This window comes from Ectobacillus sp. OTK (assembly GCF_059698935.1).
This window is the reverse complement of the sequence record NZ_AP048547.1, coordinates 682,355-707,866: the sequence shown is the minus strand read 5'-3', so window position 1 is coordinate 707,866 and position 25,512 is coordinate 682,355. Positions and strand designations below refer to the sequence as shown.

General features: G+C 41.9%; 18 protein-coding genes, 9 tRNA genes and 3 rRNA genes. 5 read left to right on the top strand and 25 right to left on the bottom strand.

All coding sequences use genetic code 11. From position 1 onward, the window contains the following. Positions 1-5 precede the first annotated feature (5 nt). The 4 genes from AC6HZ4_RS03620 to AC6HZ4_RS03605 form a co-directional block, all read right to left on the bottom strand. Positions 6-461 carry a tripartite tricarboxylate transporter TctB family protein gene (locus AC6HZ4_RS03620; RefSeq protein ID WP_497493681.1) on the bottom strand — a complete coding sequence of 152 codons (456 nt, stop codon included), beginning with the start codon at positions 459-461 and terminating at the stop codon, positions 6-8. A 109-nt stretch (positions 462-570) separates the two neighbouring features. Continuing rightward, positions 571-1,590, bottom strand: a complete 1,020-nt coding sequence (locus tag AC6HZ4_RS03615; RefSeq protein WP_497493680.1) for a Bug family tripartite tricarboxylate transporter substrate binding protein — start codon at positions 1,588-1,590, stop codon at positions 571-573. A 154-nt stretch (positions 1,591-1,744) separates the two neighbouring features. After that, positions 1,745-2,437, bottom strand: coding sequence for a response regulator (locus AC6HZ4_RS03610; RefSeq protein ID WP_497493679.1), 693 nt, complete (start codon positions 2,435-2,437; stop codon positions 1,745-1,747). Further along, on the bottom strand, positions 2,421-4,040 hold the full coding sequence (locus AC6HZ4_RS03605) for an ATP-binding protein (protein ID WP_497495586.1): 1,620 nt from the start codon (positions 4,038-4,040) through the stop codon (positions 2,421-2,423). Before AC6HZ4_RS03605 ends, AC6HZ4_RS03610 begins: the two co-directional genes overlap by 17 nt. A 502-nt stretch (positions 4,041-4,542) precedes the next feature. On the opposite strand from AC6HZ4_RS03605, the gene AC6HZ4_RS03600 reads away from it, so the two are divergent. Both AC6HZ4_RS03600 and AC6HZ4_RS03595 read left to right on the top strand, forming a co-directional pair. After that, positions 4,543-4,914 carry an IDEAL domain-containing protein gene (locus AC6HZ4_RS03600; RefSeq protein ID WP_497493678.1) on the top strand — a complete coding sequence of 124 codons (372 nt, stop codon included), beginning with the start codon at positions 4,543-4,545 and terminating at the stop codon, positions 4,912-4,914. Positions 4,915-5,155: 241 nt separating this feature from the next. Continuing rightward, entirely contained in the window at positions 5,156-5,761 is a 606-nt protein-coding gene (locus tag AC6HZ4_RS03595) for a nitroreductase family protein (protein ID WP_497493677.1), read from the top strand. A 301-nt stretch (positions 5,762-6,062) separates the two neighbouring features. Here AC6HZ4_RS03595 and AC6HZ4_RS03590 read toward each other — a convergent pair whose 3' ends face one another. Genes AC6HZ4_RS03590 through AC6HZ4_RS03580 form a run of 3 tightly spaced genes read right to left on the bottom strand, consistent with a single transcriptional unit; the run spans position 6,063 to position 10,042 of the window. After that, on the bottom strand, positions 6,063-7,178 hold the full coding sequence (locus AC6HZ4_RS03590; RefSeq protein WP_497493676.1) for a GerAB/ArcD/ProY family transporter: 1,116 nt from the start codon (positions 7,176-7,178) through the stop codon (positions 6,063-6,065). Between the two features lie 19 nt (positions 7,179-7,197). Beyond that, complete coding sequence (locus tag AC6HZ4_RS03585) at positions 7,198-8,412, bottom strand: Ger(x)C family spore germination protein (RefSeq protein WP_497493675.1); 1,215 nt, start codon at positions 8,410-8,412, stop codon at positions 7,198-7,200. Further along, positions 8,402-10,042, bottom strand: coding sequence for a spore germination protein (locus AC6HZ4_RS03580; protein WP_497493674.1), 1,641 nt, complete (start codon positions 10,040-10,042; stop codon positions 8,402-8,404). The genes AC6HZ4_RS03585 and AC6HZ4_RS03580 overlap by 11 nt, the downstream gene beginning before the upstream one ends. Positions 10,043-10,174: 132 nt before the next feature. On the opposite strand from AC6HZ4_RS03580, the gene AC6HZ4_RS03575 reads away from it, so the two are divergent. Together AC6HZ4_RS03575 and AC6HZ4_RS03570 are read left to right on the top strand one after the other, a co-directional pair. Further along, positions 10,175-10,396 (top strand): YczF family membrane protein, encoded by a 222-nt coding sequence (locus AC6HZ4_RS03575; protein WP_497493673.1) that lies wholly within the window; start codon positions 10,175-10,177, stop codon positions 10,394-10,396. A 97-nt stretch (positions 10,397-10,493) separates the two neighbouring features. Further along, complete coding sequence (locus tag AC6HZ4_RS03570; RefSeq protein WP_497493672.1) at positions 10,494-11,753, top strand: trehalase family glycosidase; 1,260 nt, start codon at positions 10,494-10,496, stop codon at positions 11,751-11,753. A 733-nt stretch (positions 11,754-12,486) separates the two neighbouring features. Here AC6HZ4_RS03570 and AC6HZ4_RS03565 read toward each other — a convergent pair. Beyond that, positions 12,487-12,930: a GNAT family N-acetyltransferase gene (locus AC6HZ4_RS03565; protein WP_497493671.1), complete on the bottom strand. Its 444-nt coding sequence runs from the start codon at positions 12,928-12,930 to the stop codon at positions 12,487-12,489. A 130-nt stretch (positions 12,931-13,060) separates the two neighbouring features. On the opposite strand from AC6HZ4_RS03565, the gene AC6HZ4_RS03560 reads away from it, so the two are divergent. Beyond that, complete coding sequence (locus AC6HZ4_RS03560) at positions 13,061-13,513, top strand: MarR family winged helix-turn-helix transcriptional regulator (protein WP_497493670.1); 453 nt, start codon at positions 13,061-13,063, stop codon at positions 13,511-13,513. Positions 13,514-13,731: 218 nt separating this feature from the next. Here the strand turns inward: AC6HZ4_RS03560 and AC6HZ4_RS03555 are convergent, their stop codons facing one another. The 17 genes from AC6HZ4_RS03555 to AC6HZ4_RS03475 all read right to left on the bottom strand — a co-directional run bounded on the left by AC6HZ4_RS03555 (position 13,732) and on the right by AC6HZ4_RS03475 (position 25,477). Then, entirely contained in the window at positions 13,732-13,878 is a 147-nt protein-coding gene (locus AC6HZ4_RS03555; RefSeq protein ID WP_497493669.1) for a hypothetical protein, read from the bottom strand. A gap of 133 nt (positions 13,879-14,011) precedes the next feature. After that, positions 14,012-14,127, bottom strand: a 5S ribosomal RNA gene (gene rrf / locus AC6HZ4_RS03550). 58 nt (positions 14,128-14,185) lie between these two features. Then, positions 14,186-17,111 (bottom strand): 23S ribosomal RNA (locus AC6HZ4_RS03545). 153 nt (positions 17,112-17,264) lie between these two features. Next, positions 17,265-18,803: ribosomal RNA gene (locus AC6HZ4_RS03540) — 16S ribosomal RNA — on the bottom strand. Together the 16S, 23S and 5S rRNA genes with 9 tRNA genes alongside form the textbook arrangement of a ribosomal RNA operon. Before the next feature lie 391 nt (positions 18,804-19,194). Then, positions 19,195-19,271, bottom strand: a tRNA-Ile gene (locus AC6HZ4_RS03535). 5 nt (positions 19,272-19,276) lie between these two features. Next, positions 19,277-19,347, bottom strand: a tRNA-Gly gene (locus AC6HZ4_RS03530). Positions 19,348-19,354: 7 nt separating this feature from the next. Beyond that, positions 19,355-19,431 (bottom strand) — tRNA-Met (locus AC6HZ4_RS03525). An 18-nt stretch (positions 19,432-19,449) separates the two neighbouring features. Beyond that, a tRNA-Ala gene (locus AC6HZ4_RS03520) sits at positions 19,450-19,522 on the bottom strand. A gap of 5 nt (positions 19,523-19,527) precedes the next feature. Beyond that, a tRNA-Pro gene (locus AC6HZ4_RS03515) sits at positions 19,528-19,601 on the bottom strand. 6 nt (positions 19,602-19,607) lie between these two features. Further along, positions 19,608-19,681 (bottom strand) — tRNA-Arg (locus AC6HZ4_RS03510). Between the two features lie 7 nt (positions 19,682-19,688). After that, a tRNA-Val gene (locus tag AC6HZ4_RS03505) sits at positions 19,689-19,764 on the bottom strand. 6 nt (positions 19,765-19,770) lie between these two features. After that, a tRNA-Glu gene (locus AC6HZ4_RS03500) sits at positions 19,771-19,845 on the bottom strand. Positions 19,846-19,850: 5 nt separating this feature from the next. After that, a tRNA-Ser gene (locus AC6HZ4_RS03495) sits at positions 19,851-19,941 on the bottom strand. Positions 19,942-20,248: 307 nt separating this feature from the next. After that, complete coding sequence (locus AC6HZ4_RS03490; protein WP_497493668.1) at positions 20,249-21,580, bottom strand: glycoside hydrolase family 30 protein; 1,332 nt, start codon at positions 21,578-21,580, stop codon at positions 20,249-20,251. A 73-nt stretch (positions 21,581-21,653) separates the two neighbouring features. After that, positions 21,654-23,660: a beta-galactosidase gene (locus tag AC6HZ4_RS03485; RefSeq protein ID WP_497493667.1), complete on the bottom strand. Its 2,007-nt coding sequence runs from the start codon at positions 23,658-23,660 to the stop codon at positions 21,654-21,656. 39 nt (positions 23,661-23,699) lie between these two features. Further along, entirely contained in the window at positions 23,700-24,524 is an 825-nt protein-coding gene (locus tag AC6HZ4_RS03480) for a carbohydrate ABC transporter permease (protein WP_497493666.1), read from the bottom strand. Next, a complete protein-coding gene (locus AC6HZ4_RS03475; protein ID WP_497493665.1) occupies positions 24,521-25,477 on the bottom strand; it encodes a carbohydrate ABC transporter permease in 957 nt (318 codons plus the stop codon). Before AC6HZ4_RS03475 ends, AC6HZ4_RS03480 begins: the two co-directional genes overlap by 4 nt. Positions 25,478-25,512: the final 35 nt, after the last annotated feature.

Below are 25,512 nucleotides of genomic sequence, written 5' to 3'. Positions count from 1 at the left end.
CCTCCTTAGTTCAGCCAAACTGGAAAGCCCGGCAATGTTCCTTGCAGCACTTCTACGAATACATAATATACGCCGCCAGAAAATGCAGCTGAAATCAATAGTGTTTTCCACCAGCCTCCTCGTTCCATTACTTGAAACCCAACCACTAAGAACACAAAGGTTGCAATTACGTATCCTACCGTCTCCAAACACAATCCGTACAGAATAGCTGAGATTAATATGATGAAAAATTTCTTATAATCTAATGATTGCTTTTTCCGTTCAGAGCCATAATACTGAAATGTTTCATAAAACAAGCGCAGGCTAAGAAGAATAAGTGCACATCCTAAAAACATCGGAAAAATATCCGGACCTACATTGCTTCCGTATGCACTTTCTGAAATTTTTCGGCTTTCAAACACAAATGCAGCTCCAAGAATGAAAAACGCCAAGCTTGCGTAACGATCAAACAACCGATTCATAATTCACCTCCATTTAGTAAGAAAAACGGACACGGTCCGCCCTGAAAATGAACACTTTCTTATTTCCTGGAAAAGGGAGAAGTCAATCTTCTCCCCTCTATCCTTCTCTCTATTTCGCCATACCAAGTGCAGATAATAGTTCTTTTACAACCTTATCTTGTTGACCGAGAAACTTTTTAAAATCGGCAGCATTTTTATATTCGCTTTCCCATCCGTTTGCTTGCAGCTCCTTCTTCCAAGCTTCATGCTCAGACAAGGCCTTTAGCTTCTCCTCCCAGTATTGCTTTGCATCTGCTGTCATTTCCTTCGGGCCGAATACACCGCGCCAAATCGTAAAATCAGCATCTGCACCTTGCTCTTTAAATGTTGGTACATCCTTTAAATCTCCGCCTAAACGCTCCTTTGCGCTAATGGCTAGTACTCTAATTTTTCCTGCCTTCAAATACTCGCCTACACTTGATGCATCCGTTGCAATTACATCAGCATTTCCGCCAAGCAATGCTGCCATCGCTTCCCCGCCGCCGTCATATGAAACATACTTCACGGACTTTGGATCAATACCGTACTTATAAGCTGGCAGGATTGCAACAAGGTGGTCCATAGATCCTGGAGCTGAGCCTCCCGCTACTGTAATCTTTGCAGGATTTGCTTTAATTGCTTCTAGCACGGATTTTAAATCTTTATACGGAGAATCTGCTTTTACTACAATCGCTCCGTAGTCCGTCGTTAGCTGCGCTAAAGGTGTTGTATCTCCATATCCATAAGGACTGTTTCCTTCTTTTTTATCATGATTAATTAAGAGAGGAGGCGAACTTACAAAAAGCTTGTATGAATTCTTTTTATCCTGCGTTGCGTACTCCGCAAGGAACACGGTACCGCCGCCGCCTGGTTTATTCTCCACCGTCATCGTCTGGTCCACCAGCTTCGTTTCTGCTAAAACCTTGGTAATAGAACGAGCCGTTTTATCCCATCCGCCGCCTGCCCCCGATGGAGCAACCATTGTAATCGGCTTCTCCGGATATTTGGAAGCCCTTTCATTTTTTGATGCAGTTTGTTCCTTCGCTCCCCCACAGGCCGCCAGACTCAATGCCAGCACACCAGAAAGAAACACAGTCGCCATTTTTCTCATTTCATAACCCCCTTGGAATGATATGAATCTAATAAAAAAAGACAGCTTGAAAGCGCTGTCTTTAATTTATCAGAAAATTTAGTCGTATTTAAACTTTTGTCAATATTGTGGATAAACCTCATAAAGGTAATTTTGTTCATAAAAGTCACGATAGCTATACCCGAAAATACCTGCGCTCAGGACGGCCAACATGTCCATAAATGAGCTCTGCATAAATCTTCCGCTGTGAAATCAAGTACTCCAAATAGCGTCTTGCGGTAGAACGGCTCACTCCCGACTCCTGGCTAAGAAGCTCTGCTGTAATTCCCTCCTCTCCTATTGCTGAAACACACTTTAAAATCTTCTCTAGTGTTAAAGGATCGATTCCCTTTGGCGAAGTATCCGCAGTATAAATCGGCGCATTAGGTGTACCCGTATTCCACAAGCTTTCAATTTGATCAGGAGATAGCTGTTCCTGCTGCTCAAGCTGCTGCATCTTGCTCCTATAGTGTTCCAAACTCCTTTTAAACCGATCAAATGTTAACGGTTTAACAATATAATCAAATACTCCTCCTCGCAGCGCATTACGCACAACATCCACCTCCGAGGCAGCTGTAATCATAATAATATCAGCATCCTGAGCATTTGAGCGGATAAACGGCACAAGATCAATTCCCCTTATATCAGGCAAATAAACATCAAGCAGGATAAGCTGCGGCTGTACAAGCTCAATCCATTCCTTTGCCTGCTCACCGTTCGTTGCTGTTCCAACGACAGTAAACCCTCCGATTTTTTCAGTAAAGCGGCGATGAATTTCCGCAATTCGAACATCATCCTCGACAATCAACACCTCAATAGGCTGAGACATTCTCTTCACACCTTTCCTTCGGGATTGCTACAATAAACAGTGCACCATCCCAATCTCCCTTTTCAATTGCAATGCTTCCATGCATTTCATCCACCAATTCCTTCACTCTTGCCAAGCCATATCCGCGGTTTCCCCCATCCTTTGTAGAAAAACCACGTTTAAAAATATATGGAATTAAGGTGTCATCTACACCTGGACCCGAATCTTCAACCTCAAGAAGCAAATCATCACCAATATCTGTTACAAATAACCGAACCTGTTTTTCTTTACCTATATTTCTCTCAACAGATTCAAAAGCATTCGTAATTAGGTTTCCAAGAATAGAAATAAAATAGCTGCTATCAATATGATCAGCTAATCTTTCCAGACTGCTTTCCCGGTCGAGTACAAAATCAATTTTTAATTCTCTTGCACGGTTATAGAAACCGATTAAAATTCCACCGAGCCTTGGATCCTTCAGCCTGCTCATAATAAACTGCACAAAATCCTGATGAACCGCTGTTTCCTTATGCACAAGCTCAAGCGCTTCCTCATAGGATTCTAGCTGAATTAATCCCGAAAGCGTGTACAAAAGATTATTAAATTCATGCGTTTGAGCACGGAGAGCCTCTGTATAGCGCTTAACTTGCGAAAGCTCCTCTGTTAGTTGATCGATCTCGGATTTGAGACGAAAGCTCGAAACAACACCTATTACTTCATTTCCAATTTTAACAGGCAAACGATTTGCAATAATGGTTCGCCCTTTTAGCTTTAACTGTCGATCCAGCTGCTCTTCTCCATTACGAAGAACCTCTAAAATGGATGTATTGGGAACAATCTCTAGGACAGGCCTTCCAATTACATTTTGTTCCTGACGAATAAGAAGGATCTCATATGCAGCTTGATTCAAAAGACTGATATTTCCTTGCTTATCAATCATCATAATACCTTCTCGAACCGATTGAATTAAGGCACTCCTCTCTTCATACAAGGATGCAATTTCCTCAGGCTCCAGACCAAACATTAAATTTTTAATGCTGCGTGCAAGATAAACAGAGCCAATCATCCCAATGACTGCTCCAGAAAGGGCTATCCCAAAAATCGTATGATCGTACTCGCCTACAATTTGATTAATATCCTCCATAAGAAATCCAACTGAGACAATCCCAATGATGTTCCCTTTTTCATCCCAAATTGGAGCTTTACCGCGCAAGGATAATCCAAGCGTACCAACCGCCTTTGATATATAGGCTTTCCCATCTACGAGCGCTTCATCATTATCTCCGCCTACCATTTTCTTGCCAATCCGCTGTGGATTTGGATGCGAATACCGTACTCCCTGTGCATTTCCGACTACGATAAATTCAGCATCCGTTTCCATTCGTACACGTTCCGCAATCGGCTGAATGATACTTGCCGGGTTTTCCGTATGAAAAGCGGCTTTAACTTCCGGCATAGCTGCTACCGTTTTCGCAACATGCAGTGCACGTTTTCCTAACTGATTCTCTACCGTGCCAGATAGTACATAGTAAAATAGAAAGCTTATTTGTGAAACAATTAAAATAATAAGAATAATAATAAACAAGGTAATTCGATGCTGCAGTTTCAGTTTTCTTAGCTTCAACATTTCCTCTCCCTATCCATAAATGACATATACTTAGAAGGCGGCATTCTCCTTACTCAAACAAAAGCGGCACAATCCGTCTTTGCTCATTCTCGTAATCTATTTTAACATAGTTTTGAAGCACAAAACAAAAAGCCTTGCGTACAAAGAAACTCTGTACGCAAGGCACAATGCATCATAACAGCTTATAACATGAGCTCATTTTTACATATCTAATTCAGGAAAGCCTTCTTCAAGCAGCTCCCATTTCCCTAACATTTCTTCTTCATCTATCAAATCCCCTCAATAGTCAACTATATTCGGAAAAATTTTGTTAAAGAAAAATATACCCCCAAAAATATATATTACATACGCAATCAGTTGACAGTGATAATCAATATCAATTAAAATGATAGCTATAAATGATAATAACTATCAATTACAAGTATACATTCCCACCCAAAATGTTTCCTTTTTGGAGAAAGGATCCTAAAGATCATAAGTCTATAAAGGAGGAAATACAATGAACAGCAACTTTGTAATCTTGAAGCCATTTGAATATGAACTAAATTGCAGTTGCCCAGAGCGACATCCTATTTATTTCGCTGAAGGTGATATCTTAACCATTGAAGATGAGAAAAGATATGTTGATGGAATGGGCTGGTATTCCCTTATCAGTATTAACGATGAACATAGCATTTTTATGTTTTTAGAGGACATTGAACACCTGTATATGAAGGGAACTATTTGCGCTGTCTCTGATTTGGATTTACGTATCAATTATTTACGTTTTAAAGTAGATGAAGCCCTGGATAGGAAGGACAAGGAAGCCTTTTTATTATTCTCTAATCAACTTAGAAGCGTAAGGGATCTGCGAGCAGGCCTCATCAACTAGCTTTGCCCAAGCAATCAAGACCTATTGTTATACATGCTCGATCTAAAAAGCCTTACATGTTCACCCATGCAAGGCTTTTTTATGATATCCTGCAGGTTCTGCCATCCCTTTTTTAAAGTACATCGGGTTTCCTTAAATCTCCCAGCTAAAAATTTCTGCAGCACTTTCATTCATATTATTTGAAGATAAACAATAGTTACTATAAAATAAATAGGAACTAAATAATTAGGAGGTAATTATTATGACATCTTCAAGGGTACAATCTAACGTCGCACAATTCCGTCAACCTACGTATGAAATTGACCCAGTTTTTCTAAATCGCTGGTCCCCGCGTTCATTTTCAAACAAACCGGTTCCAGAGGAAGTATTGCTTAGCTTATTTGAAGCAGCACGTTGGGCACCATCCGCCTTTAACCTGCAGCCTTGGAGATTTATTATTGCTCGATCACAAGAAGCGCGTGAGCGATTTCATTCCTTCATTGGCGAATTTAATTTAACATGGTGCAAAAATGCGCCTGCCTTTGCTCTTATTATCTCAAAGGTGAATTCAGAAAATGGAGAAAATCGTTCTCACGCCTTCGATACAGGTGCAGCATGGGGCAGCTTAGCCTTAGAAGCAGTCCATAAAGGGCTCATCACCCATCCAATGACAGGAATTGATTTTGAAAAAGCGCGTGAGGTTCTTCAAATCCCAGATGATTATGCAATCAATGCACTAGTTGCCATCGGTTATCAAGGCGAAAAGGAAGCTCTGCCTGAAACCCTTCAGCAGCGTGAACAGCCATCTCCTCGCCGTCCTTTGGAGGAATCCATATTTGAAGGAAGCTTCGGACAGTCTCTAAAATAAGTTACTGCCTATAAAAATGAACATAGTCTATACAAAATAAAAGCCTTCTGTAAATGCAGAAGGTTTTTCAGGCTGTGGAGAAAGTCCCCTCGCAGGATTAGAATTTATCCAAAATGCGATTACGATCAAATCATCTGCCTAATCTTAAGGTTAACAAATGTTATTAGTCCATGTTTCGAATGAATTACCCTTGAGCCAGAACCTTAGTTAGTTTGCTTATATTAATATCTCTCTCTTTCATTGCTCTTAGGAATCAGAATCCCACTCTCTACCGAAGGAAATCCCTTTAGAGAAAGCGTAGCTAAGTGGTAGGAGAGTGCAGCTTTTTTTGCCTTCTGGACCTTAATGAAGCAATGATAAGCAGAAAAATAGGAATAATCACCTGCAAAGGCAAATGCAAATACACTGTAACAACCTCTACACCTTCCTTAATATGTTCAGTATAGTTACTAGCTATTGTTAAGGATAATAACAAGGTAACCAATCCCAACGGATAAATGAGTTTCCTGTAATCTTTTATGTGAAATAGCTTAGCTGTGCCAATTAATGCACTATAAAAAAAGAGTGAAATTTTAAAGTATCCACCCAAAATAAGCGTTATCATAAAAAAAACATCTAGTCTTTCTAAAAAATTAGCCACTCTTATCCTTTGAATCGTTGTCAGCAAGGGAAATGTAGCACGCTCAAATGTATCTGGACCAAGTACAGCAACATTTACAGCCATTGTAATGGCTAAATTTATACCACTCAACAACATAGCAAATATTACTGTTCTTTTAGCCTTTTTTGGTTTGTTTAAATGTGGCAGAAGCATCAAAAAAACGACCATTTCCCCAAATGGAAAATAAAGAGTGGAAGTAAAAACTTCTTTAAATATGGGTCTCCATCCCTGTTCAAGAACAGGTTTTACATTTTTTACATCAATCAGGCCAGCCACAGAAATCAGTATAACTCCTGCTATAGCGAGAGAGTAAAGCACAACAAAAAACAGTTCTCCTGTTCTTGCTATAACTTCAAACCCTTTATAAGCTGCATAAGCGATTGTAACTATCATCAGTGTATTAATGAATAAAGTAGGGGTTTCGATATAAGCAATTGTCCCTAAAAATTCTCCAAAATCACGAAGAACTCTGGCTGAAATGTACAAAAAATACAGGATATAAAGTAAGGCTATTAAACGTCCTAAAATTTTTCCTAAAATTAACTCTAAATACTCTGTTAAGGGGACATTAGGATAATACTGGTATAGTCGGTGATAAATAAGAAATAAAATTATTCCTCCTATCATAGCAACTAACACTGCAAGCCATGCATCCTGTTTAGCTCCTCCTCCAAGACCTACAACAAGAGCGCTTCCAAGTTCAAAAAAGAGGACAAGGATAAACAATTGGCGTATGTTTATTTGTTCTTTTCCCACTAGTTCTCATCTCCCTTTCTTATTTTTTTATCTTCGTGAGAAAAGATTTGTTTCGTAAGCCTGTATGGCGAATGGACGCTTTTACACTCACATCTACCGCTAACTCAGGAAAGTCCATTTTATCCCAATTAGATTCTAGCTTTTTCCATAAACTAGGATAAGAATCATGAATAATTTCACCAAATCCAAAAATATCACTTTTTTGTTGTTGTGCCATTTTTATCGCCTTTATAACTTCTTTTTCAACTTCTTTCTCCCACAACTTCTCCATTTTTTCAATTTCATTTGGATTTTTTAAATCAATTGGGAAATCCGTTTCTCCTACATTCCCCTCTACATTAAGATGAACAGAAATAGAGGGATTTCCTCTTTTTATATTTGCCTTTATACTTGTTTTTTCACGCATAGCTTCAATACCGACTGCTACTTTTTTTCCTTGCCAGTCAATGCTAACAGCAGAACCCTTAACCTTGCCTTGAATCCACAAGACTCCTCGTGCAGTTTCCCTAGAAATCCAATGTATTAATTTTCCATTTCTAATGATACCCATACTATCTGCCGTTAAAAGAGCTCCAGGCTTAGATGCTTTTAGACTTTCTTGCTTATCTGCAAGCTGCTTATTTCCTATTACGGAGAATCCGCTAATAATTGGTTCTTTTCCTGTAGATACAAGTCCGCCTATAACCTCATCAATATCAACATTAATATTCTTGCCTAAGGACTCCTCCGTGTTCTGTAGAACTTTGATCAAGCGTGTTGCCGGAATTTTATCTACAGGAGTAAGAGTTTTTATTATGTTTTGTGCTGTTGTATCTTTTGCAATCACTACAGTCGCCGTAGTCCTAAATTCAATATCTCTTTCAATAGCATCCAATATGTCATAAATGCCCTTTTCTCTAGCCAAGTCCTCTCCAATGACAAGTAAATTGGTGTGGGCATAATATAATTTTCGAGACATGCTGAGAGTATTCTTGCGGCTGGCTTCAAGAATGTTTTGTCCTGTCGCGCTAAAAACAGCAATGGGAGGGCCAGAACCACCGCTCCCGAATTGTTGCGCACCAGCGAAGTTTCCTGGATTAACAACTTGTAAGGTAAGACGGTATTCGTTTTTAGCTTTATCAATTCCTATTCCTGTCACAAATGCCAGATCTGTCATTTCCTTTCTGCTCCAGCAGCCAGCGAGAAAAGTAATGCTGATCAATAGTACCAATGAAAACAGCCATTTATATCTCATTACGTTCACCTTTTTCATTACGTTGCTTTTTAGGTGGTTCTGGTCTCTGATTTTCTCCCTGGCGCTCTACATTATGTTGAGCTATAAACTTTGGTCTTTTTCCAGTTGCCCATAATGGTACACGAAACAGAGAATCACCAAGATCATCTAAAGCAGAAGGTGCAAATGGATACATGTAAGGAACACCAAATGAGCGAATACTGCAAAGATGAATTGCTAGAATAATTAATCCTAACATAATACCGTAAAAACCAAATGTAGCAGCAACTACCATGAGTGCAAAACGAACTAAACGCGCAGAAATGGCAATGGCAAACGTAGGTGTCGCAAAGCTAGCAATCGCAGTAATAGATACAACTATTACCATCGCTGGCGAAATAAGACCTGCCTGAACAGCAGCCTGTCCAATCACGAGAGCACCCACAATTGATACGGTGGTTCCAATCGCCCTTGGCATCCTGATCCCTGCCTCACGCAAAATTTCAAATGTTACTTCCATTATCAATGCCTCAATAAAGGCTGGGAATGGTACAGCTTCCCGCTGGGCAGCAATCGCAAATGCTAATTGGGTAGGGATCATCTCCTGATGGAAGGTTGTAGCAGCAATATACGTTGATGGAGCAACAAGTGAAATCAAAAAAATAAGAACTCTTAAAGAACGCAATGCAGTACTAATGTCAAAACGTTCATAGTAATCTTCAGGAGATTGAAAAAACTGTATGAATAAAGCAGGGACAATTAACACAAATGGCGTTTGATCAACCAATATCGCAATTCTTCCTTCAAGCAGATTGGCAGCGACAACATCCGGTCTTTCGGTATGATACACGGTAGGAAACGTTGTAGCCGTCTGATCTTCAATTAATTGTTCAATATAACCAGATTCAAGAATGCTGTCTGTCTTAATTTTTTTTAATCTCTTTCTAACCTCTTCAACGATTTCATCATTAGCAATACCTTTTATATACATAATTCCCACATCTGTACGGGTAATGTCACCGATTCTCATCGTCTCAAGCCATAAATTTAAATTTTTAATGCGGCGTCTAATGAGGGATGTATTTGTTCGGATCGATTCAGTAAAGCCGTCCTTCGGCCCCCTGATGACCGGCTGTGTTTGAGGTTCCTCAATGGACCTTTGTTCTCCTCCTTTAGCACTTCCGCTTATGGCATGGGCACAACCTTCGATTAAAATAATAGTTTCTCCCGATGCTAATGAATCAAATAGTTCATTTACAGCAGTAATAATTTTCATTCCACTAAGTGCAATAACATTGTTTTCAATGAACTTAGGCAACTCTTGATCCAAGAGACTATTTTGAATAGTCGAATCTGTCAGCAGCGCTTCCACTACAAACTCATCCATTACTTTATTATCCACCAGTCCGTCAATATAGATGACGGCCGCTTTTAACTGGAGATTTGAACCAATTGTAAGTTCACGGATAACAACATCTGAACTGTTTCCCGTCTTATCCTTAAGCATATTGATATTTGAGTTTAAATCATGCTCTAAGAAGTATATGGTATTAGAATTATCTGCTTCTTTATTTTGCTGCTGGCTTAATTCACTTTGCTCTTGTTTATGTTTTCTGCCTTTCTTTATATATTTTCTATACCAAGATAACATTGGGGATGACCGCCTTTTTTATTTTCTATTTTTTTACATGTATTAGCTATTTATGCATTTGTACTACATAACGAGAAAAACGAAGAGAATAGTAAGACTACCTAGTATGTACCATAATAGGAGGCGCAATTAATGAAGTTAATAGTTGTAACTGCTTTCATTGCTTGTTTATTATTTGCCTTGTCTACATCCATAGATCTCTTACTTGGTTTTAACATTCATACCGCATTAGCAAACGAGTTGGATATTATTCAAAACATGAGGACTCCGGAACGGCTTCTTCTCCTCATTCTTCTATCCCTGCCGGTCATTCTTGCTATAAAAAATTGGGTACATAAAAGAAAAACAAGATAGCTAATGGTTCATAAATAGACAATATGTAATCAAGTACAGTCAGTTATATATAAATCTCCCACCCCATATAAATAATTATCGATAACCTTTATAAGGGGTGGAATCATTGGACTTTGAAATACCTCAGATTCAGGTTCAATGCCAAGATAAGAAAGTTGAACAAGTAATTACCTACATTCACCAATTTTGGAAATCACTTATTAAACAAAGTCCACCATATAGCAGGAATCAACTTTTTTATCTCCCGCATCCTTATGTAGTTCCCGGGGGTGTATTCCAGCAGCTTTTTTATTGGGATAGCTACTTCATGATATTGGGCTTAAAAATTTCTAAGCTTGATACACTTTGTCGGGAAATCGTAAATAATTTTCTATATGAAATGAAAACCTTCGGCATTATCCCAAACAGCTCCCAATTAGCTCATTTAAGCCGTTCACAGCCTCCTTTTCTTACATCCATGATAAAAGAAGTGTGGAATGATGATAAAGATTGGCTGAAAAGTGCGTATCACACAGCCAAAATCGAGTATCATGAAGTTTGGATGAATTCAAAAACACATTATCACGAAAGAATAGGCTTGAATAAATACTTTGATCATTTAGAGGGAATGTTGAGAGTTCCTGGAGAAGCATATCTGCATTTTGATAAGATTTATATTCCTCCAGCGTTTTGGCAAGAACGTGTTGAAGCAGAATCTGGTTGGGATTATACGGGCCGATTTAAAGGGGAATGTGGATATTTTATACCGGTAGACTTAAACTCTTTGTTGTATAAATATGAAATCGATTTTGCTGCCTTTGCCGAAATATTAGAACTTCCAGAAGAAGTGAATTATTGGAAACAACGAGCTGAAATCCGTAGAAACTTAATGAATAAGTATTTATGGAATGAAAAATATGGAATGTACTTTGATTTTAATTTTCAAATCAAAAAGGAATATAAATATTATTCTTTAGCTACATTCTATCCTTTGTGGGCAGGTTTAGCCTCGCCTCAGCAGGCAGCGAGAATACAAAGTAGTATACCTATGTTTTTGCAACCAGGCGGAATGGTCACTACAACAATAAAAACAGGCTTTCAATGGGACTATCCGAACGGATGGGCACCGCTGCAATGGATTGTGATAAAAGGACTATTGAATTATGGATATAAAAAAGAAGGTATTGAAATCGCAAAACGATGGATCGATTTGTGTACCCAAATGTTTTTAAAGTATGGAAAGCTCTATGAAAAATATAATGTTGTTGATTTTAATCTTAATACTCCTGGTAGATACCCCTTACAAGAAGGGTTTGGCTGGACAAATGCTGTATACGAGAAAATCGCTGTTGATGTTTTAGGATGTGTTGTTAAATAATCATTATTTTAGAAGTCCTTCTTAAGGATCCAAGAAAAATGGCGCAAATCAATGCGGCATCTTTTTTCAAACTTCTTTCCTCACTCCTCTGCGTTATAATTGAGTGAATAAGAAAAAGTTAAAGCCAAAACGGACTTTAACTTTTTCAATACATATGATGATAAATCATTTACTTTTACATATTTAGCTGGGATGCTGCTTCTGTGCCTCTTTAACGTATTTAGTCTCTACGGTTTTATTTAACAAGATTCAAAATTGTCATTATCCCCTAGGACAATGTGTTTGATTTGCTGCAAATACCTCTTTCACTCAAACTCTTCAGGCTATACCTGAACGAAATTCATCCCCCCTGCTCGATGTGCTTCGCCCTTTACTCCCTTGAAGAAGAGGACTTCTTTCGAAACTATGTTAAATTTTGGTTATATTTTCACTTATACATTTCCCTTATTTTTTGAGTACAAGAAAGTGCTTTACTTACTTTAACAAAAAATGGCCGTTTTAGGCATACAAACTAAAAACAACCCTATACAGAATGGTTTTTATCTGGATAACTATCGATTGATGTATTGGATCTTTTCACCATTAGGTTGTGCAATACTCTTTCAGTATATAGCATAAAACAACTGAGAATTGGGCCTCCTAAACAAACAGTTAATAAAGTTCCAATACCAATTGGTCCATTGAATATGATCGCCATTTTCAGGAAGGTATCTTGTTTTGTGCATTCTTTTCATCACGATTTAGTAGACAATGTTTTGGTCATTAAAATATGCGGAATACCATCTTCCATAAATACACTTGATGAAGTCTGATAGCCAAGTTTTTTGTAAAAACCCTCTGCCTGCGTTTGTCCATGTAATTTGACTTGGGATGCCCCTTGCTCTTCGGCAATTTCTTCTAATGCTTTAATAATTACTTTCCCGAGACCAAATTTACGGTAAGGCTCTAAGATGCAGATTCTCTCTAATTTACCTAAGCCATCAACCCATCTTATGCGGCCCGTTCCGACAGGCTGTTCATGATAATAAACCAAAATATGTTCAGAGAACCCGTTCAATATATCAAATTCATCAAACTCATCTTCCAATGGTACACCTTGTTCTTTAACGAATACTTCTTTTCTAATATGAAAAGCTTTTTTTAAATCTTTATCCAGTGTGATTCTTTTTAAATCCAATGATCTTCAACTCTTTTCTAGATTTATTTTATGAAACCAGGCATAATTCATGTATAGCTTTTTACATAGTATAAAACAGATCATTTTTGTTGTAAATGCAACAAAATTATCTTATTAAGGAGTTTTGTAAATGAAAGAAATTCTCCGTGAAATTGGAACGATAGCTCGGGCTTTAGACTCCATAAGCAATATAGAGTTTAAAGAATTCGACCTTACAAAGGGACAGTATTTGTACCTTGTACGAATATGTGAGAATCCGGGAATTATCCAGGAACGGTTAGCAGAAATGATAAAGGTTGACCGCACAACAGCAGCCCGTGCAATACAAAAACTTGAGATGCAAGGTTTTATTGAAAAGAAAATTGATGATGATAATCAAAAAAATAAAAAACTGTTTCCAACTGAAAAAGGGGAAAAAGTTTATCCTTTTTTAAGAAGAGAGGGAGAACATTCCAATAAGGTTGCATTATCTGGTTTTTCCCCGGAAGAAACAGAAACAATCTTTAATCTTCTGCAAAGAGTTAGAAAAAACATTGAGGGCGATTGGGAATTCGTGAAAAAAGGAAACAAGAGGGAGTATTAATAAAAGAGAATACATGTATCCCTATTCAACTAATAAGTGATGAAGTTGAATTAAAAAATAAAACAGCTGAATTCAGTCGCTTTGTTTTGAGTAAAAATTAAAAATGCAGCTTAACAAAAAAACTTTCAGCTTTCAGTATCATATGCTGCGAAAACAGAAACAGAGCGCTGTGCTACACGTCTTCTTGTGTACACAGCGCTCTATTACATCTACTTCATTTACAAAACCGTTAATGTAGTGAGAGTCATAAATAATTTCACTACTGTTACCATAACCTTGATCAAGACGATAACAGAAAGCCCTACAACAGCAAATAACCCCAGCCCGAAAACTAAACCTGCAGACAAAAACCCTTGTCTCTCCATATCCCAACCAACCTCCTGTACAAATCATCTATCATACAGGATGGTCAAATAGTACTCCTATTATTCACGTATTCTGATTTTATTAACTTAATATAAAAAATCCCTTCTGCAAATGCAGAAGGGATTTTTGTTTGCCTAGCGACGTCCTACTCTCACAGGGGGAAACCCCCAACTACCATCGGCGCTGAAGAGCTTAACTTCCGTGTTCGGTATGGGAACGGGTGTGGCCTCTTCGCCATCATCACTAGACCTATTTGGTTTGAAGGATATTCCCTCAAAACTAGATAACACGCTGTGCTGTGTAATTATGATTAAGCCCTCGATCGATTAGTATCTGTCAGCTGCACGTGTCGCCACGCTTACACCTCAGACCTATCAACCTGATCATCTTTCAGGGATCTTACTAGCTTGACGCTATGGGAAATCTCATCTTGAGGGGGGCTTCATGCTTAGATGCTTTCAGCACTTATCCCGTCCGCACATAGCTACCCAGCGATGCCCTTGGCAGAACAACTGGTACACCAGCGGTGCGTCCATCCCGGTCCTCTCGTACTAAGGACAGCTCCTCTCAAATTTCCTGCGCCCGCGACGGATAGGGACCGAACTGTCTCACGACGTTCTGAACCCAGCTCGCGTACCGCTTTAATGGGCGAACAGCCCAACCCTTGGGACCGACTACAGCCCCAGGATGCGATGAGCCGACATCGAGGTGCCAAACCTCCCCGTCGATGTGGACTCTTGGGGGAGATAAGCCTGTTATCCCCGGGGTAGCTTTTATCCGTTGAGCGATGGCCCTTCCATGCGGAACCACCGGATCACTAAGCCCGACTTTCGTCCCTGCTCGACTTGTAGGTCTCGCAGTCAAGCTCCCTTATGCCTTTACACTCTTCGAATGATTTCCAACCATTCTGAGGGAACCTTTGGGCGCCTCCGTTACACTTTAGGAGGCGACCGCCCCAGTCAAACTGCCCACCTGACACTGTCTCCCGCCCCGATGAGGGGCGCGGGTTAGAACTTCAATACAGCCAGAGCGGTATCCCACAGGCGCCTCCACCGAAGCTGGCGCTCCGGCTTCCCAGGCTCCCGCCTATTCTGTACAAGCTGTACCAAAATTCAATATCAGGCTACAGTAAAGCTCCACGGGGTCTTTCCGTCCTGTCGCGGGTAACCTGCATCTTCACAGGTACTATAATTTCACCGAGTCTCTGGTTGAGACAGTGCCCAAGTCGTTACACCTTTCGTGCGGGTCGGAACTTACCCGACAAGGAATTTCGCTACCTTAGGACCGTTATAGTTACGGCCGCCGTTTACTGGGGCTTCGATTCAAAGCTTCGCCTAGAGCTAACCTCTCCTCTTAACCTTCCAGCACCGGGCAGGTGTCAGCCCCTATACTTCGCCTTGCGGCTTCGCAGAGACCTGTGTTTTTGCTAAACAGTCGCTTGGGCCTATTCACTGCGGCTCTCCTTACGAAGAGCACCCCTTCTCCCGAAGTTACGGGGTCATTTTGCCGAGTTCCTTAACCAGAGTTCTCTCGCTCACCTTAGGATTCTCTCCTCGCCTACCTGTGTCGGTTTGCGGTACGGGCACCAAATACCATCGCTAGAAGCTTTTCTTGGCAGCGTAGAATCAGGGAGTTCGCCCATAAAGGGCTTCCCCATCACAGCTCAGCCTTTACGGTAAGCGGATTTGCCTGCTTACCAGCCTAACTGCTTAGACATGCACAACCAGCGGCATGCATCCCCTATCTTTCTGCGTCCCTCCATCGCTCAAACGGTAAAGAGGTGGTACAGGAATATCAACCTGTTGTCCATCGCCTACGCCTTTCGGCCTCGGCTTAGGTCCCGACTAACCCTGAGCGGACGAGCCTTCCTCAGGAAACCTTAGGCATTCGGTGGATAGGATTCTCACCTATCTTTCGCTACTCATACCGGCATTCTCACTTCTAAGCGCTCCACCAGTCCTTCCGATCTGGCTTCACCGCCCTTAGAACGCTCCCCTACCACTGATACCAAAAGGTATCAATCCGCAGCTTCGGTAGTATGTTTAGCCCCGGTACATTTTCGGCGCAGAGTCACTCGACTAGTGAGCTATTACGCACTCTTTAAATGGTGGCTGCTTCTAAGCCAACATCCTAGTTGTCTAAGCAACTCCACATCCTTTTCCACTTAACATACATTTTGGGACCTTAGCTGGCGGTCTGGGCTGTTTCCCTTTTGACTACGGATCTTATCACTCGCAGTCTGACTCCCAAGGATAAGTCATTGGCATTCGGAGTTTGACTGAATTCGGTAACCCGATGGGGGCCCCTAGTCCAATCAGTGCTCTACCTCCAAGACTCTCACACTTGAGGCTAGCCCTAAAGCTATTTCGGGGAGAACCAGCTATCTCCGGGTTCGATTGGAATTTCTCCGCTACCCACACCTCATCCCCGCACTTTTCAACGTGCGTGGGTTCGGGCCTCCAGTAGGTGTTACCCTACCTTCACCCTGGACATGGGTAGATCACCCGGTTTCGGGTCTACGACCACGTACTACGGCGCCCTATTCAGACTCGCTTTCGCTGCGGCTCCGCTCTTTCAGCTTAACCTTGCACGGGATCGTAACTCGCCGGTTCATTCTACAAAAGGCACGCCATCACCCATGAACGGGCTCTGACTACTTGTAGGCACACGGTTTCAGGATCTCTTTCACTCCCCTTCCGGGGTGCTTTTCACCTTTCCCTCACGGTACTGGTTCACTATCGGTCACTAGGGAGTATTTAGCCTTGGGAGATGGTCCTCCCGGATTCCGACGGAATTTCACGTGTTCCGCCGTACTCAGGATCCGCTCAAGAGGGAACGAAGTTTCGACTACAGGGTTGTTACCTTCTATGACAGGCCTTTCCAGACCGTTTCATCTACCCCGTTCCTTTGTAACTCCATATAGAGCGTCCTACAACCCCAAGAGGCAAGCCTCTTGGTTTGGGCTATCTTCCGTTTCGCTCGCCGCTACTTAGGAAATCGCGTTTGCTTTCTCTTCCTCCGGGTACTTAGATGTTTCAGTTCCCCGGGTATGCCATCAACACCCTATGGATTCAGGTGAAGATACCATCCCATTACGGATGGTGGGTTTCCCCATTCGGAAATCTCCGGATCAAAGCTTACTTACAGCTCCCCGAAGCATATCGGTGTTAGTCCCGTCCTTCATCGGCTCCTAGTGCCAAGGCATCCACCGTGCGCCCTTTCTAACTTAATCATTAAAAAGTTTACACTTTGTTTTTACTATAGCACAGTATTTGTTATCTAGTTTTCAAAGAACATCATTTGAAGGATAGTTCCTTCAAAACTGAACAAAACATCTAAAACGTCTTTTACTTATCACGAACTGCATTCGTGAAAGTCTCCATAGAAAGGAGGTGATCCAGCCGCACCTTCCGATACGGCTACCTTGTTACGACTTCACCCCAATCATCTGTCCCACCTTAGGCGGCTGGCTCCCGTAAGGGTTACCCCACCGACTTCGGGTGTTACAAACTCTCGTGGTGTGACGGGCGGTGTGTACAAGGCCCGGGAACGTATTCACCGCGGCATGCTGATCCGCGATTACTAGCGATTCCAGCTTCATGCAGGCGAGTTGCAGCCTGCAATCCGAACTGAGAACGGTTTTATGAGATTAGCTCCACCTCGCGGTCTTGCGACTCTTTGTACCGTCCATTGTAGCACGTGTGTAGCCCAGGTCATAAGGGGCATGATGATTTGACGTCATCCCCACCTTCCTCCGGTTTGTCACCGGCAGTCACCTTAGAGTGCCCAACTAAATGCTGGCAACTAAGATCAAGGGTTGCGCTCGTTGCGGGACTTAACCCAACATCTCACGACACGAGCTGACGACAACCATGCACCACCTGTCACTCTGCCCCCGAAGGGGAAGCCCTATCTCTAGGGTTGTCAGAGGATGTCAAGACCTGGTAAGGTTCTTCGCGTTGCTTCGAATTAAACCACATGCTCCACCGCTTGTGCGGGCCCCCGTCAATTCCTTTGAGTTTCAGTCTTGCGACCGTACTCCCCAGGCGGAGTGCTTAATGCGTTAACTTCAGCACTAAAGGGCGGAAACCCTCTAACACTTAGCACTCATCGTTTACGGCGTGGACTACCAGGGTATCTAATCCTGTTTGCTCCCCACGCTTTCGCGCCTCAGCGTCAGTTACAGACCAGAAAGCCGCCTTCGCCACTGGTGTTCCTCCACATCTCTACGCATTTCACCGCTACACGTGGAATTCCGCTTTCCTCTTCTGCACTCAAGTTTCCCAGTTTCCAATGACCCTCCACGGTTGAGCCGTGGGCTTTCACATCAGACTTAAGAAACCGCCTGCGCGCGCTTTACGCCCAATAATTCCGGATAACGCTCGCCACCTACGTATTACCGCGGCTGCTGGCACGTAGTTAGCCGTGGCTTTCTCGTTAAGTACCGTCAAGGTACGAGCAGTTACTCTCGCACTTGTTCTTCCTTAACAACAGAGCTTTACGACCCGAAGGCCTTCATCGCTCACGCGGCGTTGCTCGGTCAGGCTTTCGCCCATTGCCGAAGATTCCCTACTGCTGCCTCCCGTAGGAGTCTGGGCCGTGTCTCAGTCCCAGTGTGGCCGATCACCCTCTCAGGTCGGCTACGCATCGTCGCCTTGGTGAGCCGTTACCTCACCAACTAGCTAATGCGCCGCGGGTCCATCTGCAAGTGACAGCCAAAGGCCGCCTTTCCATTTCACATCATGCGATGCGAAAAAGTATCCGGTATTAGCTTCGGTTTCCCGAAGTTATCCCAGTCTTACAGGCAGGTTACCCACGTGTTACTCACCCGTCCGCCGCTAGGTTCCGAAGAACCTCGCTCGACTTGCATGTATTAGGCACGCCGCCAGCGTTCATCCTGAGCCAGGATCAAACTCTCCATAAAAGTGTTTGTCTAGCTTCTTAAATAAAACATTGACGTTTTGTGTTTTGTTCAGTTTTCAAAGAACTTGTCCGCCGCTCAAAAGCGACTTTATTAATATACCAAACATGTTCTATTTTGTAAACATGTTTTTTGTTTTTTTCGCTGCTTACATATTTCATTAGCAGCAGAAGAAAAATATATCATGTCCTTCATATTTACGCAATACCTTTCAACAAGGGAATTTACGGTAAAAGAAGTTCGAATATCTCTGCATATGATGCATTCGGTATGCATCTACTTACCCTGTTTTCCTGTCCGCATCTCGGAAGATGACTCAGGAAGTTGCTCGGCGCGTACAACTCGCTGCCGACTCGACGAAGCATCGCTCGCCGCTGAGCTATTGCAGAATAAATGGTGGGCCTAAATGGACTCGAACCATCGACCTCACGCTTATCAGGCGTGCGCTCTAACCAGCTGAGCTATAGGCCCGCAAAAGCGGGTGATGAGAATCGAACTCACGACATCAGCTTGGAAGGCTGAGGTTTTACCATTAAACTACACCCGCATCTCTATGGTAGCGGCGGAGGGGATCGAACCCCCGACCTTACGGGTATGAACCGTACGCTCTAGCCAGCTGAGCTACACCGCCATGATATTAATATTAAAGTGGAGCCTAGCGGGATCGAACCGCTGACCTCCTGCGTGCAAAGCAGGCGCTCTCCCAGCTGAGCTAAGGCCCCAAATATCGGGAAGACAGGATTCGAACCTGCGACCCCCTGGTCCCAAACCAGGTGCTCTACCAAGCTGAGCCACTTCCCGTTCAAGCGCGCCCGAAAGGACTCGAACCCATAACCTTCTGATCCGTAGTCAGACGCTCTATCCAATTGAGCTACGGGCGCTTATTTATGGTGGAGGATGACGGGCTCGAACCGCCGACCCTCTGCTTGTAAGGCAGATGCTCTCCCAGCTGAGCTAATCCTCCATATGTTGGTGACCCGTACGGGATTCGAACCCGTGTTACCGCCGTGAAAGGGCGGTGTCTTAACCGCTTGACCAACGGGCCAATAATGGCGGAGAGCGAGGGATTCGAACCCTCGATACGCTTGTGACGTATACACGATTTCCAATCGTGCTCCTTCGGCCTCTCGGACAGCTCTCCGTGTTGAATATATCTTCTATTGCAGCAGCCTGTCCGGCAACGCTTATTTATAGTACAACATAAATCATGATTTGAAAATAGCTTTTTTTATATTTTTTTACTTCCTTATTAAACCAGATGTATACCTTGCAAAGCTCATTCATGAAATATCAAATGACATAGAAAGAAATTCTACCATAAGAAAATCCCCACATACACGTCTTTTTGTGTACATAGGGATCATTTTAGACCTTGCAGAAATAATCCTATACTTACTAGATGACCACATGCTCATTGCTATTTAAGGGATAAGATTCGGATTCTTAATTTATTCCAAAACAATCGTATTGAATGACTCTGGCTCCAGCATCAATTGATGCGTCACGCCGCCATCAGCAAGCCGGAGCTCTCGTACCTCTTTAGACGGGTTAGATACCACAATAACTTTAGAGCCATCAGGGTTTTCAAATGCAATTGTATTACCTGTCCAAGGCCCCTTCGTTTCGATTCTGACTGCTCCATTTTCAACGAAGTGAGAAAAATGCTTCATTACATAAAATTCTGGATTATTTGTCACTTGCTTTGATTCAGGATCAACAGTAATCATTGAATTTTGTTCCCAGCCCCAGGTGCTTGGCCCCTTTGGTTCTAATGCCATGTTCCAATAAACATAGCTATTTACACCATTTACAAAATAGTGGCGGAACAGACTGTGGACATAGTGTGCATACTCCCATGTATTCTTCCCGTCACCACATTCATTTTCTGTTTGCATATAGCGTAATTCAGGATAGCTTTGGACCGTCTGCTGGATAACATACTTTCCTGCCCATTGATAGCCCACCCCTTTAACATATTTATAAGCCTCGGGGTCACTGAGGACAGTATTTGCATAAGAATTATAATCCTCTGATGATTCAGTAAATAATTTTTCCACTCTTCCGTTTATTGTTCCCAGCCATATTTCTGTATCCAGCCCATGCTTTTCAAATGCTGGTCCTAAATAGTCGCGGATAAATTCGCGAAGCTGTTCACCTGTCCATAGGCATGAAGGGAATTTTTGATCAGCCGCTACCTCATTTTGAACATGAACCTGATCAATTTTAATTCCTTCTTGTGCGTATGCTTCTACAAACTTTACAAAATACAGGGCATATGCTCCCAGCACTTCCGGCTCCCAGCGCAGCGTTCCATAGTTGTAAGCCTTAGGGAACTTCATCCATGTCGGCGGGCTCCAAGGAGAAGCAAATAGCTTGATATCAGGATTGCGTTTTAAAGCTTCTTTTATATAGGGAATAAGGTATTTACGATCCCGCTCAATATTGAAATATTCCATGTCATAATCGCCGTCTACTTCATTATGGCTGTACCATTCCAATGCATAATCGCTTGCCCCGATTGGCAGTCGGCAAATGGTAAATTTACAGTCCCCATCAGGAGAAAACAAAGCATCATATACCTTATTTCTATCCTCTTCTGTCAAATGCTGCAGAGCTGCCATTCCTAATTCATTAAAGCATCCTCCAAAGCCTTCAACTACCTGCTGCTTTAGATCCGTCAAAGTTAGATTAGGAGAACCCTCCACCGCCCTAACAGGCTGTTTTTCTCTCCAATAGGCCTGTCTTGATGTAGAAATCCACTTAATTTCTTTATCACTCATATTCACTGCTCCTTTCAAAGTACTACATCCATATGTCCCTATCTATTTTTTTGTTTTCATCTATACGAAACTATTAATCTTCCTCGATAATGATAATACCCCATGCATCGACTTCCATTGGCTGTCCATTCTTTATTGCTGTATCTGTAAGCAATTCAAATCCATCATTATGTGGATATTCGAAAGTAACAGGACAATCAGAATAATTAAAGTAATAACGAATGACCTTGCCGCGCTGATTGATACCTGACTTAGTAATCACTGGAAACTCCAGGTTCTGGTCTGCTCCCCATATGCCCGCTTGTTTCACAGCATGCTCCAATACCTTTCTCATCACAGCCGCACTTGTCATGCACCCAATGTATGTAGCAATGCCCTTCCCATAATGATTTTGGGTAATTGCCGCATATTGTCCCCAATGCGGATGATCATAGTAAGCTAATACTTCCGCTGTTGTAGGAATAATCAGTTCCATCCAAGTTTCGATATAATTATTTTCTGCCCCTACCTCAAATGGATCGCCTTTCAGGGAAACGTTTTTCGGTTCGACAAACATACTGTAGGTAATGCCGCAAGCCTCGCTAATAATGCCTGGTTGTCGCGTTGTTCTCACTTTGACATTTTCATCAGTAAACCCGCTTTTGAAGGAATACACGATATGGCCGCCGTTTTTCACAAATTCATTTAATCTCTTCAGCAGGCTGTCAGACGCAGTATATAATGCCGGAACAACCAACAGCGTATAGTCTTCAAGATTTTCGCTGGCTGGATGAACAAAATCACAGCCAATATTCATTTTGTACAGCTCGTCATACATCATTCGTACCACATCATTGTAGTTCTTGGAGCTGGCAAAATTAAATTTAAACCATTCTATTGCACTGAGTGACTCGTTGCTGACAAGAACAGCCGCCTTATTCTTTTTCTTGAGATTAACCAGATGCGGTGAAAGCTTTTCAAAATCTCTTCCAATTGTTTTCGCTTCGTTGTATACGGGATTTGGCTCGAAATCATGACTCAATAATCCCTTCCAGTAGGTCTCGAAGGAGTTATGAATCGAATGCCAATGCCAGTACGCAACCATATTAGCCCCGGAAGCCAGATGGCTGAATGCCTGCAGGCGCAGTTGACCGGGGTATGGTACCCAATTTACAAAGGCCTGTGCCTCGGTTTCGATTACAAGATAATTGTTTCCCTTCATGGAACGTGCCACATCTCCGCCAAACGAGATTTCGATTCCTGTCAAATCATCCTGCGACGGATGGTAAATATCCACACCCGCAATATCAAATGCTTTGGATGCTTCAAAATGATCAACGTTCGGTTGGATACCGTAGGAATAGCCTCTCCATTCAAAGTCAAAATTCTGCGTGACAAACTGATCCGGGCGCTTATATTCATTTACAATCGCAACCTGCCAGGCAAGAAAATCGGTTACGAGCTTCCTTTGAAACTTGGCAAATTCAGCACCTAAGCTGCCATTAATCGTTCCGACCACCGAAGGAAAGTCTTCCCAGCTATTAATTCGGTTGCTCCAATAATCCAGTCCAAAGGCTGCATTTACATGCTCCAGCGTTTCGAATTTTTCTCTCATGTATTTCACAAATGCTAGCTGAACATTCGGCCCTGACGTATTGTAATGCTTTGTTTCATTATCGGTTTGATAGCCGATAATGGCAGGGTGGTCTTTGACATGCCCAATTAATTTGCGAATAATTCTTTCGGCATAAAACAAATATGTCGGGTTCGTAATATCCATGATCTGACGAGCGCCATATCGCCCTGGTCCTTGCGGAGTAATCGCCAATACGTCAGGATGCTCCTTGACCATCCAGGTGGGAACCGCATAGGTAGGGGTTCCCACGATAACTTTAATTCCTGCTTCATGCATTGCATCAAGTACTCTGTTAACCGATGTAAAATCAAATACTCCGTTTTGCGGTTCGTGAGTGCTCCAGGTTGACTCGGCAATCCGTACCACATTAATCCCGGCATCCTTCATCATTTGAATATCTTTTTCTAATCTATCGCAGGGCATATATTCGTCATAATACGCTACTCCGTATAAAAGTTTCTGCATACGATCCACCGCCTTTCCTCTTTCAAACAACTTGATAGGTTACTTAATAGCTCCCTCTGCAATTCCTTTTAGAATGTATTTCTGGAAAATCGCATAGAAAATAACAACTGGCAGAGCCGTCATCACGAGAGAAGAAAGAATTTTTGGCCAATCATTGTTATATTCACCAAACAGCATGTTAATGGATAACATTAACGTATAATTTTTCACATCTGTCAGCATAATTAAAGGCAATAAGAAGTCATTCCATAGCCATAATATATCTAGAATCAGGATTGTAGCAGTAATCGGTTTCAAGAGAGGGAAGATGATTTTTGTGAATATTTGAAAATCATTACAACCGTCAATTTTAGCAGCTTCCTCTAATTCCTTCGGGATCGTTTTAATAAAGCCATGGTACAGGAATACCGCCATATTCACTCCAAGTCCTATATAAATAAGACCTAATCCAAATGTTGACCCTTGAACGGACAATCCTTTTGCTACTTTGGTCAGGGTAACCATAATCGATTGAAATGGCACCAACATGGATGCGATGAATAAAGAGAAAAGGATATTGCTTAATTTACCGGAAGTTCTAGCTAATTTATATCCAGCTAACGATCCGCAAAAAACAATTCCTGCGAGCCCCACAACCGTAACAATGATTGTATTCCAGGCACTGTGGAATAAATTAAGCTGATCGAATACGCCCGTATAGTTTTCAAAGTGAAGTTTGGTAGGCAACGAGAGCACAGATTTAAAGATTTCTCCTTGTGTTTTAAAGGAGTTAACGATAGCCATGTAAATGGGGAAAAATGAAATGACAGCAAATACTGCCAGCAGCAGTGTAGCACCAATAGAGAATAAGCGTTTTACTATCATGATTCCACCTCTTTCTTTTTCAATACTCTCACTTGAATCAATGTTATAACCAACACAATAAGAAACAGAATCATCGCTTTTGCATTCGCATATCCGTATCTAAAATTATTAGAAAATGCTTCTTCATAAATATTCAAGGCCATAACCTGTGTATCTCTTCCCGGCCCGCCGGCTGTAAGAGCGTAAACAACATCGAAAACTTTAAACGCCCCGTTCAATGTTAAGAACGCACAAATTGTCACCGCATGCATAATCATAGGGATTGTAATATGGAAGAGTCTTTGAATCGAATTTGCTCCGTCAATCATAGCCGCCTCTTTCAGATGCTGCGGAACCCCCTGCAATGCTGCCATATAGATAACCATCATATAGCCAATTCCGTGCCATAACGACACAATAAGAATGGAGTAAAAGGAAACCTGGGCATCCCCAATCCAATGCTGATCCAAAAAACCAAGAAGGGCTTTTTTAGAAAGCTCTGGAAGAACACTCGTAAAGATAAATGACCACATTAACGCACTAATAATTAAACTTAACATATTAGGCATAAAGAAAATGGTTCGGAAAAAGCCTTTTGTTCTTCCTCTGGACTCAATCAATAATGCCAGCAGCAATGCGGCTGCATTTTGAAATACAAACATAAATGCTGTATATTTGAGTGTAAAGAAGAAGGAATGACGGAAATCAACATCATCTCGAAATGCCTCAATATAATTACTGAACCCTACAAATTTGTAGGTTTGTGACAGACCGTTCCAGTCTGTGAAACTATACATTCCAGCTCCGATCATTGGAATCAATAAAAATATGCAATAAAACAGAAATGCTGGGAGAACAAATAGGATTAAGCTAAGTGTTCCTTTCGATTTTTTCGTACTTAATGCGCTTTTAATACTTAACTGTGGTTGTCCAAGCCTTATCTCACTGCTTTGTTTTTTCAGCTGCAACATCATTCACACCTCACTAGAACCCTGTTTTAATTCTAGTA

Coding starts and splice junctions, on each gene's coding strand:
- AC6HZ4_RS03600 (WP_497493678.1), top strand. CDS start 4,543: ATGAACAGCAACTTTGTAATCTTGAAGCCATTTGAATATGAACTAAAT.
- AC6HZ4_RS03560 (WP_497493670.1), top strand. CDS start 13,061: ATGAAAGAAATTCTCCGTGAAATTGGAACGATAGCTCGGGCTTTAGAC.
- AC6HZ4_RS03480 (WP_497493666.1), bottom strand. CDS start 24,524: ATGATAGTAAAACGCTTATTCTCTATTGGTGCTACACTGCTGCTGGCA.
- AC6HZ4_RS03555 (WP_497493669.1), bottom strand. CDS start 13,878: ATGGAGAGACAAGGGTTTTTGTCTGCAGGTTTAGTTTTCGGGCTGGGG.
- AC6HZ4_RS03595 (WP_497493677.1), top strand. CDS start 5,156: ATGACATCTTCAAGGGTACAATCTAACGTCGCACAATTCCGTCAACCT.
- AC6HZ4_RS03585 (WP_497493675.1), bottom strand. CDS start 8,412: ATGAGATATAAATGGCTGTTTTCATTGGTACTATTGATCAGCATTACT.
- AC6HZ4_RS03485 (WP_497493667.1), bottom strand. CDS start 23,660: ATGCAGAAACTTTTATACGGAGTAGCGTATTATGACGAATATATGCCC.
- AC6HZ4_RS03580 (WP_497493674.1), bottom strand. CDS start 10,042: ATGTTATCTTGGTATAGAAAATATATAAAGAAAGGCAGAAAACATAAA.
- AC6HZ4_RS03620 (WP_497493681.1), bottom strand. CDS start 461: ATGAATCGGTTGTTTGATCGTTACGCAAGCTTGGCGTTTTTCATTCTT.
- AC6HZ4_RS03575 (WP_497493673.1), top strand. CDS start 10,175: ATGAAGTTAATAGTTGTAACTGCTTTCATTGCTTGTTTATTATTTGCC.
- AC6HZ4_RS03610 (WP_497493679.1), bottom strand. CDS start 2,437: ATGTCTCAGCCTATTGAGGTGTTGATTGTCGAGGATGATGTTCGAATT.
- AC6HZ4_RS03475 (WP_497493665.1), bottom strand. CDS start 25,477: ATGATGTTGCAGCTGAAAAAACAAAGCAGTGAGATAAGGCTTGGACAA.
- AC6HZ4_RS03615 (WP_497493680.1), bottom strand. CDS start 1,590: ATGAGAAAAATGGCGACTGTGTTTCTTTCTGGTGTGCTGGCATTGAGT.
- AC6HZ4_RS03490 (WP_497493668.1), bottom strand. CDS start 21,580: ATGAGTGATAAAGAAATTAAGTGGATTTCTACATCAAGACAGGCCTAT.